At 46.9% G+C, this 15,806-nt stretch carries 14 protein-coding genes, 1 tRNA gene and 1 other annotated feature; all 15 genes read left to right on the top strand.

The window, feature by feature from the left end:
* Window positions 1-173: EF-Tu C-terminal domain-related protein (locus tag AXX12_RS18675; protein ID WP_461781725.1), on the top strand; the 173-nt coding region annotated here is incomplete at its 5' end.
* Window positions 174-584: 411 nt separating this feature from the next.
* A complete protein-coding gene (rpmG, locus tag AXX12_RS18670; RefSeq protein WP_074431328.1) occupies window positions 585-734 on the top strand; it encodes a 50S ribosomal protein L33 in 150 nt (49 codons plus the stop codon).
* 22 nt (window positions 735-756) lie between these two features.
* A tRNA-Trp gene (locus tag AXX12_RS03250) sits at window positions 757-832 on the top strand.
* A 52-nt stretch (window positions 833-884) separates the two neighbouring features.
* Entirely contained in the window at window positions 885-1,100 is a 216-nt protein-coding gene (gene secE, locus AXX12_RS03245; protein WP_066238129.1) for a preprotein translocase subunit SecE, read from the top strand.
* Between the two features lie 34 nt (window positions 1,101-1,134).
* Window positions 1,135-1,665 carry a transcription termination/antitermination protein NusG gene (gene nusG, locus AXX12_RS03240; RefSeq protein WP_066238131.1) on the top strand — a complete coding sequence of 177 codons (531 nt, stop codon included), beginning with the start codon at window positions 1,135-1,137 and terminating at the stop codon, window positions 1,663-1,665.
* Window positions 1,666-1,737: 72 nt separating this feature from the next.
* Entirely contained in the window at window positions 1,738-2,163 is a 426-nt protein-coding gene (rplK, locus tag AXX12_RS03235; protein WP_066238127.1) for a 50S ribosomal protein L11, read from the top strand.
* A gap of 91 nt (window positions 2,164-2,254) precedes the next feature.
* The gene (gene rplA, locus AXX12_RS03230; RefSeq protein WP_066238122.1) at window positions 2,255-2,959 is read left to right on the top strand and encodes a 50S ribosomal protein L1; all 705 of its coding nucleotides are present in this window, start codon (window positions 2,255-2,257) and stop codon (window positions 2,957-2,959) included.
* Window positions 2,960-2,966: 7 nt separating this feature from the next.
* Window positions 2,967-3,120, top strand: a sequence feature (ribosomal protein L10 leader region).
* Window positions 3,121-3,151: 31 nt separating this feature from the next.
* A complete protein-coding gene (gene rplJ, locus AXX12_RS03225) occupies window positions 3,152-3,682 on the top strand; it encodes a 50S ribosomal protein L10 (protein WP_066238119.1) in 531 nt (176 codons plus the stop codon).
* Window positions 3,683-3,746: 64 nt separating this feature from the next.
* On the top strand, window positions 3,747-4,118 hold the full coding sequence (rplL, locus tag AXX12_RS03220) for a 50S ribosomal protein L7/L12 (RefSeq protein WP_066238116.1): 372 nt from the start codon (window positions 3,747-3,749) through the stop codon (window positions 4,116-4,118).
* 340 nt (window positions 4,119-4,458) lie between these two features.
* Entirely contained in the window at window positions 4,459-8,265 is a 3,807-nt protein-coding gene (gene rpoB / locus AXX12_RS03215; protein ID WP_066238113.1) for a DNA-directed RNA polymerase subunit beta, read from the top strand.
* A 62-nt stretch (window positions 8,266-8,327) separates the two neighbouring features.
* Complete coding sequence (gene rpoC / locus AXX12_RS03210; protein WP_066238110.1) at window positions 8,328-12,251, top strand: DNA-directed RNA polymerase subunit beta'; 3,924 nt, start codon at window positions 8,328-8,330, stop codon at window positions 12,249-12,251.
* Between the two features lie 155 nt (window positions 12,252-12,406).
* The gene (locus AXX12_RS03205; protein WP_066238106.1) at window positions 12,407-12,652 is read left to right on the top strand and encodes a ribosomal L7Ae/L30e/S12e/Gadd45 family protein; all 246 of its coding nucleotides are present in this window, start codon (window positions 12,407-12,409) and stop codon (window positions 12,650-12,652) included.
* An 87-nt stretch (window positions 12,653-12,739) separates the two neighbouring features.
* On the top strand, window positions 12,740-13,117 hold the full coding sequence (rpsL, locus tag AXX12_RS03200; protein ID WP_066238104.1) for a 30S ribosomal protein S12: 378 nt from the start codon (window positions 12,740-12,742) through the stop codon (window positions 13,115-13,117).
* A gap of 46 nt (window positions 13,118-13,163) precedes the next feature.
* The gene (rpsG, locus tag AXX12_RS03195; protein ID WP_066238102.1) at window positions 13,164-13,634 is read left to right on the top strand and encodes a 30S ribosomal protein S7; all 471 of its coding nucleotides are present in this window, start codon (window positions 13,164-13,166) and stop codon (window positions 13,632-13,634) included.
* 55 nt (window positions 13,635-13,689) lie between these two features.
* Entirely contained in the window at window positions 13,690-15,774 is a 2,085-nt protein-coding gene (gene fusA / locus AXX12_RS03190) for an elongation factor G (RefSeq protein WP_066238100.1), read from the top strand.
* Window positions 15,775-15,806: the final 32 nt, after the last annotated feature.

Genomic DNA, 15,806 nt, shown 5'->3' with positions numbered 1-15,806 from the left:
TAACTGGCGTTGTCACTCTTCCAGAAGGCGTAGAAATGGTTATGCCTGGCGATAACATCCAAATGTCAATCGAACTGATCACTCCGATCGCGATTGAAGAAGGTTTGCGTTTCGCGATTCGTGAAGGCGGTCGTACCGTCGGCGCTGGCGTTGTAACCTCGATCTCCCAGTAGTAGTGCCGGGAGCGCAGACGCGCTCCCGTTATTTGTTTAATCGCAAACAAGTATAAAAAATGGTACAACGGGGCATGCCTAATGCATACTGGATATTATAAAGAAGACTAAGATTCAACTGGAGTTTCTTGACTCCATCTGAATCTTAGTCGCCTTGTGAATGAGGCTCGAAATCTTTGAATTCGCTCAGCCGAAGGCTCACTTTAGGGGTTCGAGCGACAGCCTGTTAGTCCCTGACCTAAAAGGGCGGAGGCTTACAGGCTGTGCGAAGGCGAAACAAAGCCGGGCAGGATGATTGAATGCCTAAACACCCGGGTATGTGGACTATTGACATGCCTTTTCAAGTGTGATACATTATATTAGCGATATTTTGAAAAGCTTGCTATTTTACGGCTGAAAGAGGTGTGTAACGTGCGTATCGCGATTACGTTGGCCTGTGGGGATTGCAAATCACGCAACTACCAGTCCAATAAAAACAAAAAAAATGATCCTGACAGATTAGAATTCAACAAGTACTGCAAGTTCTGCAAAAAACAGACTTTACACAAAGAAACGAAATAACGTATAATAAATTTCGTGCTCTAGGGGTGTAGCTCAACTGGTAGAGTAGCGGTCTCCAAAACCGTTGGTTGCGGGTTCGATTCCTGCCGCCCCTGCCAGTCTTTGCAGTATGCGGCAGTATGCGGCAGTATGATACGGGGATGTGAGAAAATGGCTGCTCAAGAAACGGCGGTACAGACGAATACGTCGCGCATTAAAAAGTTCGTTCGCGAAGTCCGGGCTGAACTGAAAAAAGTCTCCTGGCCGACGCGGCGTGAGTTAGTTGCTTACACGGGAGTAGTTTTTGTTTCCGTGGTCGTCGTAGCGGCTCTAATTTGGATAATTGACACGTCCTTTACAGGACTGTTGAAGGCTATCATCAAGTAGGGGGTGAGACGACGCCGCGGCGTCCCTTATGGCTATGGAATCCGAAAGAAATTGGTATGTCATCCATACATACTCTGGCTATGAAAATAAAGTAAAGACCAACTTGGAAAGAAAAGTCCATTCTATGGGGATGGAGAATGAAATTTTCCAGGTTCTTGTGCCGATGGAAGACGAAGTCGAAATCAAAGGCGACAAGAAAAAGATCACAAAGAAGAAGGTCTTTCCAGGGTATGTTTTGGTTGAAATGATTGTAAACGACCGGTCTTGGTATGTTGTTCGCAATACGCCAGGTGTAACCGGATTCGTTGGGTCCGGCACCAAGCCCACCCCATTAAGCCCAGCTGAAATCAAACGTATTTTGAAGTCTATGGGTATTGAAGAAACCCGCCCTAAAATTGACATCCATCCCAAAGAAATTATCCGTATTACTTCGGGCGCATTTGAGAATTGGTCAGCCACCGTGCTTGAGATATATCCAGAACGAGGCAAGCTGAAAGTTCTGGTGAATATGTTTGGGCGCGAAACTCCTATAGAACTCGATTTTTCACAAGTGGCTAAAATGTAAGATCGTTACCTAACGTGGGAGGGTTTCCAAAACCCGCTTGACCACATCTTTTGATAGTAAGGAGGTGTAATCGTGGCTAAGAAGGTTGTTAAGCTTGTCAAACTACAAGTTCCTGCTGGCAAGGCGACTCCCGCTCCTCCCGTCGGCCCCGCTTTAGGCCAAGCTGGCGTGAATATTATGGCGTTTGTCAAGGAGTTCAACGAGAGAACCGCTGCTCAGGCGGGTCTTATCATCCCGGTAGAGATTACTGTCTTTGAAGACAGATCCTTTAGCTTTATTACCAAGACCCCGCCGGCCGCTGTGCTTTTGAAAAAGGCTGCTGGCATAGAAACTGCTTCCGGCGAACCGAACAAGAAGAAGGTTGCTAAGGTCTCTCGGAATAAAGTACGTGAGATTGCAGAAAGCAAAATGCAGGACCTCAATGCAGCCAGCGTCGAAGCTGCTATGCGTATGATTGAAGGAACCGCGCGTAGTATGGGCATTGATATTGTTGACTAATCTCATTTACTGGCGCATTGGTTGCGCTGGCCGTCGGTTATGACGGATGTGGGAGGATTATCCGCTAATACCACAAACAGGAGGCTATTGTATGGCTAAACATGGAAAAAAGTATGCTGAGGCCATAAAGCTTATCGATATCGCGAAGCTTTATGATCCAGAAGAAGCAATCGAGCTTATTAAGAAAACGGCGACTGCAAAATTTGACGAGACTGTTGAGCTAGCGGTTAAGCTTGGTGTTGATCCTAAGCACGCTGATCAACAAGTCCGTGGCGCGGTAGTTCTTCCTTTTGGTACAGGTAAAACTAAACGCGTACTAGTATTTGCTAAAGGCGAGAAAGCCAAAGAAGCTGAACTCGCTGGCGCTGATTTTGTCGGCGCTGAGGATATTGTTGCTAAGATTCAGGGAGGCTGGACGGATTTTGATGTGGCTGTAGCCACTCCTGACATGATGGCTCTTGTCGGTCGTCTTGGCAAAATCCTGGGTCCTAAGGGCTTAATGCCTAACCCTAAAGTAGGCACAGTAACTCCAGATTTAACTCGAGCTATCAATGAGATTAAAGCTGGTAAGATCGAATATCGTACTGATAAGGCTGGCAACATTCATGCACCTATCGGCAAGATTTCTTTCGAAAACGAAAAACTTTTGAAAAATTTCCAAGCCTTAATCGACATTTTGATTAAGGTGAAGCCTGCAGCCGCTAAAGGTCAGTATATGCGCAACATCAGCGTCAGTACGACCATGGGACCCGGCATTCGGGTGAACCCACTCAAAGCCCCCGGCAAGAAAGAATAACTTCTATCTTAACTTCATAGTTGGGCTATAGACAGCAGGTGTCTCTTAAACGTAAGTGACAGTAGTCCGCCTGCCGAGGCCGGGGAAAAAGGCGCAGTGTTTTGGTTATGCCTTTAACGACCTCCGGTACTATTGCCGAGAGGTCGTTTTTGATTATCCAAGAGTTAATCCGCTAAAGGAGGTGGAAAAGAAATGCCGATTACTACCGAAAAGGAACAACTCGTAGCTGAGCTATCTGATAAGCTGACTCGTACTAAAGGTGCGGTACTAACCACGTATAGTGGTTTGTCTGTTGCTCAAGACACTAAGCTTCGCCGTAAGTTGCGTGAAGCAGAAGTCGAATATCGTGTGGTGAAGAATACGCTGACCCGCATTGCGGCAGCAAAAGCAAATATCACCGGACTCGACAAACATCTTGAGGGTACCACTGCAATTGCAATTTCCTACACAGACCCTGTAGCTCCTGCTAAAGTTCTCTCAGAATTTGTTAAAGAGCTTAAGGGAAAAAACCTGGAAATTAAAGCTGGTATCGTCGAAGGTAAAGTTATTGATGCTAATGGTGTAAAATCACTGGCAAGCCTACCTTCGCGCGAGGTTCTCCTCGCTCAACTGCTGGCAGGTATGCAATCGCCGATCGTTGGACTGGTCAACGTTCTGCACGGAACCACACGGAATCTGGTTTGTGCGCTTGAAGCCATTCGCAAACAAAAAGAATCCGCATAAGCTAACTAATTTAGCTTGACTGGATAATTAAAATTAATTAAATTAAATTTTGGAGGGTTTTATAATGAATAAAGAACAAATCATGGAAGCCATTGAGCAAATGACTGTCCTCGAACTGTCCGAACTGGTGAAAGCTCTGGAAGAAAAATTTGGCGTATCTGCTGCTGCTCCTGTAGCAATGGCTGCTGCTCCTGCGGCTGCTGCTCCTGCGGCTGCTGAAGAACAAACTGAATTTGACGTAATCCTGACCAGCGCTGGCGCTGCCAAGATCAACGTTATCAAAGTTGTTCGCGAACTGACTGGCCTTGGCTTGAAAGAAGCAAAAGATTTGGTTGACGGCGCTCCGAAACCTGTCAAAGAAAAAATCTCCAAAGCTGATGCTGAAGCGATTAAAGCTAAATTGGTTGAAGCTGGCGCATCTGTCGACGTTAAGTAATTCCCAAAATACAGTATCGAAAAAAGACGCTCCGTGTGGGGCGTCTTTTTTTATGTACTCAGTGCATTGACATTTATGAAATTGTATGCTAACATTATTAATCGCGGTACATATTACCCTTTTTTCGTATACATATTTAATTTCTTACGGTATAAACTCTTTGTTCCCAGGAAATAGTAATATAATGGAGGATGAAATACCCTTTCATCGGCTGAAAAAGGCAAGGTCCTTACCATCAATGCAAGAACCTTGCTTATTTTCGTATTTAGTGTTTACCGTTTAATGCAGCTTTATGCTTTGCCATTCATTGTTTAATTTGGGCTAAGGGGTGAAGGATACAATGTTCAATCCTGTTCCGGTGGGCAAGAAGGCCAGATACAGCTACGCCAAAATTAACGAAGTGCTGGACATGCCTAACCTCATCGAAATTCAGAAGAATTCGTATGAGTGGTTTCTCAGAGAAGGCTTGCAAGAAATATTTAGTGATATTTCGCCAATCCAGGACTTCACGGGCAATCTTGTCCTTTCTTTTGTCAGTTTTACTCTGGGTGAACCGAAGTATGCTGTCGAGGAGTGCAAAGAGCGCGATGTTACATATTCCGCGCCGCTCAAGGTCAGCGTTCGTTTATTCAGTAAAGAGACCGGTGAAATTAAGGAATCAGAAGTGTTCATGGGAGACTTTCCCCTGATGACAGAGAATGGAACGTTCATCATAAATGGTGCTGAGCGTGTCATTGTCAGCCAGTTGGTTCGTTCTCCCGGCGTATATTACAATGAGTCGATCGATACTAGTGGCAAAAAATTATATAACGCTACCGTCATTCCTAATCGCGGCGCCTGGCTTGAGCTGGAAACTGATGCGAATGATATCATTTCTGTCCGGGTTGATCGCACGCGGAAACTCCCTGTCACTGTGCTAATTCGTGCACTTGGTTTTGCTTCTAAGAATACGATACTAGAATTGTTTAACGATGATTCCCGGATTCGCGCAACTCTAGATCGTGATAATACTGAATCGCGGGAAGAAGCTTTGGTTGAGATCTATAAGCGTTTACGTCCCGGCGAACCGCCTACTGTTGACAATGCCGCGCAGTTGCTGGAATCTCTGTTTTTCGATGCCAAGCGTTATGATTTAGCCACAGTTGGACGTTATAAATTAACTAAAAAATTAGGTTGGCGCAGACGGCTGATGGGGAAAACCCTTCATCAAGCCATAGTAGATGCTGACGGTGAAATCGTTGCACCTGAAGGCGCAGTTGTTGATGAGAAGATATTGAAACGTCTGGAAGAGCATCGTGTATTTGCCGATAATAAGCTGATAGAAGTGAAAATTCGTCAAAAAGATGGTACAGTGATTAAGATGAATTGCAACCCAACGCTGCCATATAATCATCGTACAATCACCAGAGAAGATATTATTGCAACCATCAGCTATCTGCTTAATTTGATTGAAGGTCATGGCAATACTGATGATATTGACCATTTAGGTAATCGCCGTTTGCGGTCAGTGGGTGAATTGCTGCAAAATCAGTTCCGCATTGGTTTATCAAGAATGGAACGGGTTGTTAAAGAGCGTAGTACCATCCAAGATACGGATGTCATCACGCCACAGGCACTTATTAATATTCGACCAGTTGTTGCGGCGATCAAAGAGTTTTTTGGTTCTAGCCAGTTATCACAGTTTATGGATCAAACCAACCCGCTGGCTGAATTGACCCATAAACGCCGTCTTAGCGCACTGGGACCAGGTGGCTTGAGCCGGGAACGCGCTGGTTTCGAGGTTCGCGATGTTCACTACTCTCACTATGGTCGCATGTGCCCAATCGAGACTCCTGAGGGTCCAAATATCGGTCTAATCGGCTCCCTGTCTACCTTTGCCCGTATTAATGAATTTGGTTTTCTGGAGACTCCCTATCGCAAAGTTGATAAGGAGAATCGCAAAGTAACAGATGAAGTCGTCTACTTGACTGCAGACGAAGAAGACGAAATGATTGTCGCTCAGGCTAATGACGAACTAAACGAAGATAGTTGGTTTGTTGAGCCTCGCGTGATGGCACGCTATAAAAATGAGATTCTCGTCGTTCTGCCTGAAAAAGTGGACTATATGGATGTTTCACCGAAGCAAGTTGTCTCCATTGCAACAGCCATGATCCCGTTTTTGGAGAATGATGACGCGAACCGTGCGCTGATGGGAGCTAACATGCAACGCCAGGCTGTACCGCTGCTGCGGACACAGGCCCCGCTTGTGGGTACTGGTATGGAATATAAGGCTGCAAGAGATTCAGGTGTCGTTGCGTTGGCGAAAAACGCGGGGACTATTGAGTCAGTTACAGCTAAGGAAATCGTTGTTCGCACCGATGCCAATACTCTTGATCGCTATAAGCTCCTTAAATACCTTCGTTCAAACCAAGGGACTTGCATTAACCAAAAACCCATTATCTTTAAGGGTGAGCGAGTGGAGAAAGGGACTGTCCTGGCTGATGGCCCTTCGACTGATAAAGGCGAACTAGCACTTGGTTTTAACGTCTTGGTAGCATTCATGCCCTGGGAAGGCTACAATTACGAGGATGCTATTCTGCTAAGTGAGCGCCTGGTAAAAGAAGATATCTTCACCTCCATACATATTGAAGAATATGAGTGTGACTCCCGCGATACCAAGTTGGGACCAGAAGAGATCACTCGTGATATTCCTAATGTCGCTGAAGAAGTACTGCGCGACTTGGATGATCGCGGTATAATCCGCGTTGGCGCGGAGGTTCGCCCTGGCGATATCTTGGTTGGCAAGGTTACTCCAAAAGGTGAAACCGAATTAACAGCTGAAGAACGATTGTTACGCGCTATTTTTGGTGAAAAAGCGCGTGAAGTCCGTGATACATCGCTGCGTGTTCCTCATGGAGAAGCTGGCAAGATTGTCGATGTAAAGGTCTTTAGTCGCGAGAACGGTGATGAATTACCGCCTGGAGTTAATCAACTGGTGCGCGTCTACATCGCTCAGAAACGCAAGATATCTGAAGGCGATAAAATGGCAGGTCGTCACGGTAACAAGGGCGTCGTATCCCGGATTATGCCGGAAGAAGATATGCCTTTCATGGCTGACGGTACGCCGGTACAGATTGTTCTCAACCCATTGGGCGTACCTTCACGTATGAATATCGGTCAGGTCTTGGAGACTCACTTAGGTTATGCTGCCGCCGTGTTAGGCATGCAAGTTAAAAATGGTGACCCCCATGTGGAAGAGAGATTAAAAGCTAATGGTTACAATTTCGCTAAGCATGGTTTGCCCAAACCAGATATCGCCGGTATTCATTTGGCAACTCCGGTCTTCGACGGTGCATCAGAGCAAGAAGTAGTAAAGACCTTAGAAGTAGCCGGTCTACCTGCAAATGGCAAGAGCACTCTTTATGATGGTCGCACGGGTATTGCTTTTGATAATCAAGTTACGGTTGGCTATGTTTATATGCTGAAACTCGCTCACTTAGTTGACGACAAGATCCATGCCCGCTCCACTGGACCGTATTCACTGGTTACCCAGCAACCGCTAGGTGGCAAGGCACAGTTTGGCGGTCAGCGCTTTGGCGAGATGGAGGTTTGGGCGCTTGAAGCATATGGCGCCGCGTACACTCTGCAAGAACTGCTTACTGTCAAGTCAGATGATGTAGTCGGCCGGGTAAAAACCTATGAGGCTATCGTCAAAGGTGAGAATGTGCCTGAACCCGGTGTACCAGAATCATTTAAGGTTCTTATCAAAGAGCTGCAAAGCATCGGATTGGATGTAAAGATTCTATCTGAAGATGCCCAAGAGATTCTCATCCGCGACACAGAAGATGATATCCACGAAACCGCGAAAGAGCTAGATTTTAACTTGGGTGACGAAGCACTAGTCAAGCGTGTGCCAGAACAGAAACCTGACTATCAAGTTGATGAACTGGAAGACGGCTCTGACGACTTGGATCCCATTGAAGAAGAACTTGACATCATTGCGGAAATTGGCGATCTGGGAACAGAAAGAATAGGCGCTCCTGCCACTGATGATGATCTTGAGCTCCTTAGCCGGAAGCCGGGCCTAAAAAAGGCGAAGGTCGAGAAACCGAAGAAACTTAGTTCCCGGCACTATCTTGACGAAATGGACGATGACATCGAGGAATAAAGCGGCATACGCAGGCAGGCTTGCTAGTGGTATGACGATTTTGCGAAGGGAGCGATAAGCCCTTGTTGGATGTAAATAATTTCGATTCTATGCGTATTGGTTTGGCCTCGCCTGATCAAATTCGCAACTGGTCACATGGTGAAGTGAAGAAGCCCGAAACGATCAACTACAGAACTTTGAAGCCGGAGCGGGAAGGTCTCTTTTGTGAAAAAATCTTTGGGCCAACTCGTGACTGGGAGTGTCATTGCGGAAAGTATAAACGCATTCGTTACAAAGGAATCATCTGCGACCGTTGCGGCGTAGAAGTCACCCGCTCAAAGGTCCGGCGAGACCGGATGGGGCATATTGAACTAGCTGCTCCAGTTTCCCATATCTGGTATTTTAAGGGTATTCCCAGCAGGATGGGCTTGATACTTGATATCTCGCCCCGCTCTTTAGAAAAAGTACTGTATTTTGCTTCATACATTGTGCTTGATCCAGGCGACACGCCATTAATGAAAAAGCAACTGTTGACAGAAACTGAATATCGCGATTACCGTGATAAGTATGGCAATGCGTTCAAAGTCAGCATGGGTGCTGAGGCGGTAAAGAAGTTACTTGACGAGTTGGACCTCGATAAAATGGGGCGCGAATTGCGGCAAGAACTGAAAGAAGTTAGTGGGCAGCGCAAGATCCGCGCTATCCGTCGATTGGAAGTCGTCGAGGCATTTCGAAAATCGGGTAATACGCCATCCTGGATGATTCTGGATGTTGTGCCTGTCATTCCTCCGGAGCTTCGACCAATGGTTCAGTTGGATGGCGGTCGATTTGCTACCTCTGACTTGAATGACTTGTACCGCCGTGTTATCAACCGAAACAATCGTCTGAAACGTCTGTTGGATCTCGGTGCTCCTGACATCATTGTCCGTAATGAGAAACGTATGTTGCAAGAAGCGGTTGACGCGCTTATTGATAATGGTCGTCGCGGCCGCCCGGTTACGGGTCCGGGCAATCGACCACTCAAGTCGCTAAGTGATATGCTCAAAGGTAAGCAGGGACGCTTCCGTCAGAACCTGCTTGGCAAACGGGTTGACTATTCCGGACGTTCTGTTATCGTGGTAGGGCCAGAACTCAAATTGCACCAATGTGGCTTGCCAAAAGAAATGGCACTTGAGTTATTTAAGCCTTTTGTCATGAAGAAGCTTGTTAATGCCGGACATGCGCACAACATTAAAAGTGCTAAACGCATGGTCGAACGTGTACGCCCAGAGGTTTGGGATGTCTTAGAAGAAGTCATTAAGGAACATCCTGTTCTGTTAAACCGCGCTCCGACCCTACATCGCTTAGGCATTCAAGCCTTCGAGCCTGTTCTGAGTGAAGGACGCGCTATCAAGATTCACCCACTAGTCTGTACAGCCTATAATGCTGACTTTGACGGCGACCAGATGGCGGTTCACGTACCTTTATCGGCTGAAGCGCAAGCTGAAGCACGTTTACTGATGCTATCGGCGCACAATATTTTGTCGACTAAGGACGGTCGGCCGGTAGCAACGCCAACTCAAGATATGGTTCTTGGCGCCTACTACCTGACTATAGAAAAAGACGACGACCCTGCCGATCCGCTGGTCAATAAACGATTTTTTGCTAACTATGATGAAGTTCTTACAGCCTATCACCATGGCGACTTGCATCTGCAGACGAAAATAAGGGTCAGGATTGCTGAGCGTGGCTTGGTGCATACAACAGCTGGGCGCCTCATCTTTAGCGAAGTGTTGCCAGAAGAGCTGCGTCATTATGTGAAGCAAGATGATGGCTGGCACCTTGGCGTCTTAATGGACAAGAAACAGCTTGGCGTGCTAGTTGCGGAATGCTATCGCCGTTTTGGCAACTCAAAGTCAGCTGTAGTGCTTGATAATATCAAGAAGCTCGGCTTCTCATATGCTTGCCGTGCAGGTATCACAATTGCTATGGCTGATATTAAAATCCCTGAGAAGAAAGTTGAGATCATTGCGCAGGCAGACAAAGATGTCGATGAAATTGATCGTCAGTACCGTCGGGGTCTGATTACAGCCGATGAACGCTATAAGAAGATCATTGATCTATGGACAAAGGCAACTGATGACGTTACTGCTGCGTTAATGAACTCGCTTGATCGGTTCAATCCGGTTTATATGATGGCTAACTCCGGTGCTCGCGGCAACATCCAACAGATCCGACAACTCGCAGGCATGCGCGGACTGATGGCGGATCCTTCCGGTCGAATTATCGACTTGCCGATTAAAGCGAACTTCCGTGAAGGCCTGACTGTGTTAGAGTACTTTATTTCGACCCACGGCGCTCGCAAAGGCTTGGCAGATACCGCATTGCGGACAGCCGACTCAGGTTATTTGACCCGTCGCTTGGTAGACGTGGCGCAAGACGTGATTGTACGTGAAGATGACTGTGATATCGTCGGCTTTAACTTACTCCGCGAGAAGGCCAGGTTGGCTATCCCCTCGTCGCAAGCTATATCCGCTAAACGGGATATTTTGCTGGGCCGGGTAATTGCAGGTGACGTATATAGTACCAAAACCGGAGAACTGGTATTGCGGGCGAACACGGAACTAACGGATGATAACCTGTGGATTTTAGGCGAACACGCCATGACCTCGATTACTGTAATTTCTGGCGATGGCGTTGAAACCATCGAGTTAGGCGAACCAGAAGAGACTCTTGTTGCCATGGTTAGAGAGGCAATGGTTCGTGAAATGCTTGGCAAGACAACGTTCGAACCGGTGCGTAATAATCAAGGTGAAGAAATCTTCCCCGCTGGCGTGTTGATTACTGAAGAAGTGATTGACCAATTCATTCAGGGCGCCGCTCGCGAAGTTAAGGTGCGCTATAACAATATCAAAGGCATTCAAGTTGAGGACATCATCGAAGGCACTGGTGTGATTGAATATTTAAAAGACCGTATCGTTGGTCGTATCGCGGCTGAAGATGTCGTTGATGAAGAAACCGGTGAATTGATCATTGGCCTTAACGAAGAAATTGACGAGACAATCGCTACAAAAATCGTTAAGGTTCGCAAAAAAATGACCATTCGCTCTGTTCTTACCTGCCGTTCACAATTTGGCGTTTGCCGGAAATGTTATGGCCGTAATCTGGCTACAGGAAAAAATGTTGATGTCGGTGAAGCGGTCGGCATTATCGCAGCACAGTCGATCGGTGAACCAGGGACTCAGCTGACCATGCGTACTTTCCATACTGGCGGCGTTGCTGGTGATGATATTACACAAGGCTTGCCCCGTGTTGAAGAATTGTTTGAGGCGCGTAAACCCAAGCGTCCGGCAATTATCAGTGAGACTGACGGCAAGGCTGAGGTTCGCGAAAGCAAAGGAATGCGACGGGTAACTATCACGCCGGAATTGGGTGAAGAACGGGCATATCAAGTGCCGTACGGCGCCAGACTACTGGTTAAAGACGGGCAGTTAGTCGAAGCAGGCGATCGTTTGACAGAAGGCGCTGTGAATCCTCACGATATTTTGCGAGTCCGTGGCTTGAAAGAGACCCAACGCTATCTGGTCTATGAAGTACAGAAAGTGTATAAGTCCCAGGGTGTTGAGATCAATGACAAGCATATTGAAGTTATGGTGCGTCAGATGATGCATAAAGTAAAAGTCGAGGAACCGGGCGATACTGAATTGTTGCCAGGTGAATATATCGACATCTCAACTTTTGAGGAGCAAAATGCGGCAGCTATGGATAACGGCGGCGAGCCTGCCGTTGCTCGTCCAATCCTTTTAGGGATTACCAAGGCTTCATTGGCTACAGACTCCTTCCTTTCGGCGGCCTCATTCCAAGAAACGACTAGGGTCTTAACTGAGGCAGCAATCAAAGGTAAAATTGATCCATTACTCGGGTTAAAAGAAAACGTCATTATCGGCAAACTTGTCCCTGCGGGAACTGGCATGAGCCGCTACCGCAACATTCGGATTAAGAAGCTTATTCCGACAGAGGTTCAATAAATATTCTTAGAGGTCTGCAAGAGAAATTTTCTCTCGCAGACCTCTATAATCTATTGAAGTTTTATTGACAGTTGGAATGTCAGATGATAGAATATTAGAGTGTCTAATAGGGTTTTTCTCAATACATGCCAGATTTGGCAAGAGGTTTGGTGCTTATGAGCATTGCTGATCTAAAAAACGCCAAAAAAGTTGTCGGTGCCAAACAGACGGTTAAAGCAGTGGAAAAAGGGCTTGCTGCTATCGTGTATTTGGCGAATGATGCAGATCAGCGCCTACTTTTGCCGGTAACAGAAGTGTGTATTCGTGAGAAAATTGCTGTAGACAATAGTTTATCGATGCTTGAACTCGGAAAAGCTTGCGGTATAGAAGTTGGGGCCGCGGCTGTGGCGTGTTTAAAGTAGTTTCTCTGTTAGGCGGATTGTTTCTGGTTTTGGCTGGGAATGATTTGTTTATAAATGAATCATGATAATCGGGAAGGAGGTGCGCAAATGCCGACTATTAATCAATTGGTACGTAAAGGCAGAGAAGAACTGGAAAAAAAATCGACAGCTCCTGCTCTGAAGGAATGTCCTCAAAAACGCGGCGTCTGCACTAGGGTGTACACAACTACCCCTAAAAAGCCTAACTCCGCTTTGCGGAAAGTGGCTCGTATCAGGCTGACCAACGCCATTGAGGTTACCGCTTACATCCCTGGGATTGGCCACAACTTGCAAGAGCACTCTGTTGTTCTGATCAGGGGTGGTAGGGTAAAAGACTTACCAGGTGTTCGTTATCACATTATCCGCGGTGCGCTTGATACTGCTGGTGTGCAGAAACGTAACCAAAGCAGATCGAAATATGGCGCAAAACGTGCGAAGAAGAAGTAAATATAGCACTGTGGTCCTTTGGGCTGCGGGGATAAGGAGGTAAACGATGCCTAGAAAAGGTGGAGTACCGAAACGGGATGTATTGCCGGATCCGGTATACAGCTCCAAATTGGTTACGCGTTTCGTTAATAAAATCATGATGGATGGCAAAAAAGGCATTGCTGAAAACATTGTATATGATGCCTTTGATATTATTCGGGCTAAGACTGGTAAAGATCCACTTGAACTTTTCGAATTAGCTTTGAAAAATGTTATGCCAGTCCTGGAGGTTCGCGCTCGCCGTGTTGGTGGAGCAAACTATCAAGTGCCGGTGGAAGTTCGCCCGGATCGTCGTTTGTCGCTGGGGATTCGCTGGGTTGTTGGTTATTCCCGCAAACGTGGCGAAAAAACCATGCATGAACGCTTGGCTGCTGAGCTAATGGATGCTGCGAACAATACTGGAGCTTCTATTAAGAAAAAAGAAGATACCCATAAAATGGCGGAAGCCAACAAAGCGTTTGCCCACTATCGTTGGTAAACCTTGCGGAGTGGTTCCGCAAATAGGCTTTTCCGGATAATAAGGAGTGAGGTTAGTGGCCAGAAAGTTTCCGCTTGAAAAAACTCGGAACATAGGCATCATGGCACATATTGACGCCGGCAAAACCACTACGACCGAACGGATTTTATTTTACACAGGCAAGACTCACAAGATTGGTGAAGTGCATGATGGCGCTGCGACGATGGACTGGATGGTGCAGGAACAAGAGAGAGGTATCACGATTACCTCTGCGGCCACTACCTGTCAATGGGATGGGCATCGTGTAAACATTATTGACACACCAGGGCACGTGGACTTTACTGTTGAGGTAGAACGTTCGCTAAGAGTGCTTGACGGCTCGGTCGCCGTATTTTGCGCAAAAGGTGGCGTAGAACCGCAGTCGGAAACGGTTTGGCGTCAAGCGGATAAATATAATGTTCCTCGTATGGCATATGTTAACAAAATGGATATCACCGGCGCCGACTTTTATCGCGTTGTAGATATGATGAAATCTCGCCTGGGAGCCAATGCGGTTCCTATTCAACTGCCGATTGGTTCAGAAGACACCTTCAAGGGGTCTGTTGACCTGATTACCATGAAGTCCAGGGTTTATGTTGATGATAAGGGCACGGCTGTTGAAGCTGAGATTCCTGAAGACTTGCAGGAACAGGCTGAGATATATCGCCTGCAACTGCTTGACGCGGTGGCGGAAAGCGACGATGCGCTAATGATGAAATACCTCGAAGGTGAAGAGCTTACCGTCGAGGAAATTAAACAGGGGATCCGCAAGGCGACTATCGCTTGCAAAATGACGCCGGTCATTTGCGGGTCGTCATACAAGAACAAAGGTGTTCAGGCGCTGCTGGATGCAGTTATTGCGTACATGCCGGCTCCGACCGATATTGGCGCCATTAACGGTGTTGACCCGGATACCAATGAACCGGATCATCGCGATCCTAGTGACGAATTGCCATTTTCTGCTTTGGCGTTTAAGATTATGGCTGACCCGTATGTTGGTAAATTGGCGTTTTTCCGTGTGTACTCCGGCACTCTCGCTTCGGGCTCTTATGTGTATAACTCCACTAAGGGCAAACGCGAGCGGATCGGTCGAATTCTACAGATGCACGCTAATCACCGCGAAGAGATTGAAATAGTTTATACCGGTGATATCGCTGCTGCTGTTGGTTTGAAAGACACTACGACTGGCGACACGCTTTGTGATGAGAAGAACGCGATTATTCTTGAATCCATGGTCTTCCCTGACCCGGTTATCTCGATTGCGGTCGAACCGAAGACCAAGGCTGACCAAGAAAAAATGGGAACTGCTCTAGGGCGTTTAGCTGAAGAAGATCCGACCTTCCGGATGTATACAGATGCAGAAACAGGCCAAACCATTATTCAAGGTATGGGCGAGCTTCATTTGGAAATCATCGTTGACCGGATGCTGCGTGAGTTTAAAGTAGACTGCAGTGTTGGCAAGCCTCAGGTTGCTTATCGCGAGACGATTCGCAAGACGGTTAAGGCTGAAGGCAAGTTTGTTCGTCAATCCGGTGGCCGTGGTCAGTATGGTCATTGCTGGCTGGAACTGATTCCGCAAGCGCCTGGAGAAGGCTTCGTCTTTGAAAACAAAACTGTCGGTGGATCTATTCCAAGGGAATATATTAATCCGGTTGAGGCTGGCGTTAAAGAGGCGATGGAAAACGGTGTAATGGCCGGATTCCCGATGGTCGACATTAAGGTTGTTGTCTATGATGGTTCTTACCATGACGTCGACTCTTCGGAAATGGCGTTCAAGATTGCCGGATCGATGGGCTTCAAGGCTGGTGCACAAAAAGCAAACCCAGCGTTGCTTGAACCGTATATGAAGGTAGAAGTTCAGGTGCCAGAAGAATACTTGGGTGATGTTATTGGCGACCTGAACTCACGCCGCGGACGGATTGAAGGCATGGAGCCACGTTCGGGAGTGCAATCGATACGTTCGTTTGTTCCGCTCTCTGAAATGTTTGGTTATTCTACAGATCTGCGTTCAAAAACGCAAGGCCGTGGCAACTACTCGATGGAATTTGACCATTACGAGGAAGTACCTAAGAGTATTGCTGACACTATTATTGCTAAGATGAAAGGTTCATCACAGGACTAGAATAAAGTTTAGGAGGAATTGAGAATGGCAAA

Source organism: Anaerosporomusa subterranea (assembly GCF_001611555.1).
In the GTDB taxonomy this organism is placed as follows: Bacteria; Bacillota; Negativicutes; order Sporomusales; family Acetonemataceae; genus Anaerosporomusa; species Anaerosporomusa subterranea.
The sequence above is the reverse complement of the archived record's forward strand: the minus strand, read 5'-3'. Positions and strand labels throughout refer to the sequence as shown.

Coding starts and splice junctions, on each gene's coding strand:
- secE (WP_066238129.1), top strand. CDS start 885: ATGGCTGCTCAAGAAACGGCGGTACAGACGAATACGTCGCGCATTAAA.
- rpoB (WP_066238113.1), top strand. CDS start 4,459: ATGTTCAATCCTGTTCCGGTGGGCAAGAAGGCCAGATACAGCTACGCC.
- rpsL (WP_066238104.1), top strand. CDS start 12,740: ATGCCGACTATTAATCAATTGGTACGTAAAGGCAGAGAAGAACTGGAA.
- nusG (WP_066238131.1), top strand. CDS start 1,135: ATGGAATCCGAAAGAAATTGGTATGTCATCCATACATACTCTGGCTAT.
- AXX12_RS03205 (WP_066238106.1), top strand. CDS start 12,407: ATGAGCATTGCTGATCTAAAAAACGCCAAAAAAGTTGTCGGTGCCAAA.
- rplL (WP_066238116.1), top strand. CDS start 3,747: ATGAATAAAGAACAAATCATGGAAGCCATTGAGCAAATGACTGTCCTC.
- rplJ (WP_066238119.1), top strand. CDS start 3,152: ATGCCGATTACTACCGAAAAGGAACAACTCGTAGCTGAGCTATCTGAT.
- rpsG (WP_066238102.1), top strand. CDS start 13,164: ATGCCTAGAAAAGGTGGAGTACCGAAACGGGATGTATTGCCGGATCCG.
- rplA (WP_066238122.1), top strand. CDS start 2,255: ATGGCTAAACATGGAAAAAAGTATGCTGAGGCCATAAAGCTTATCGAT.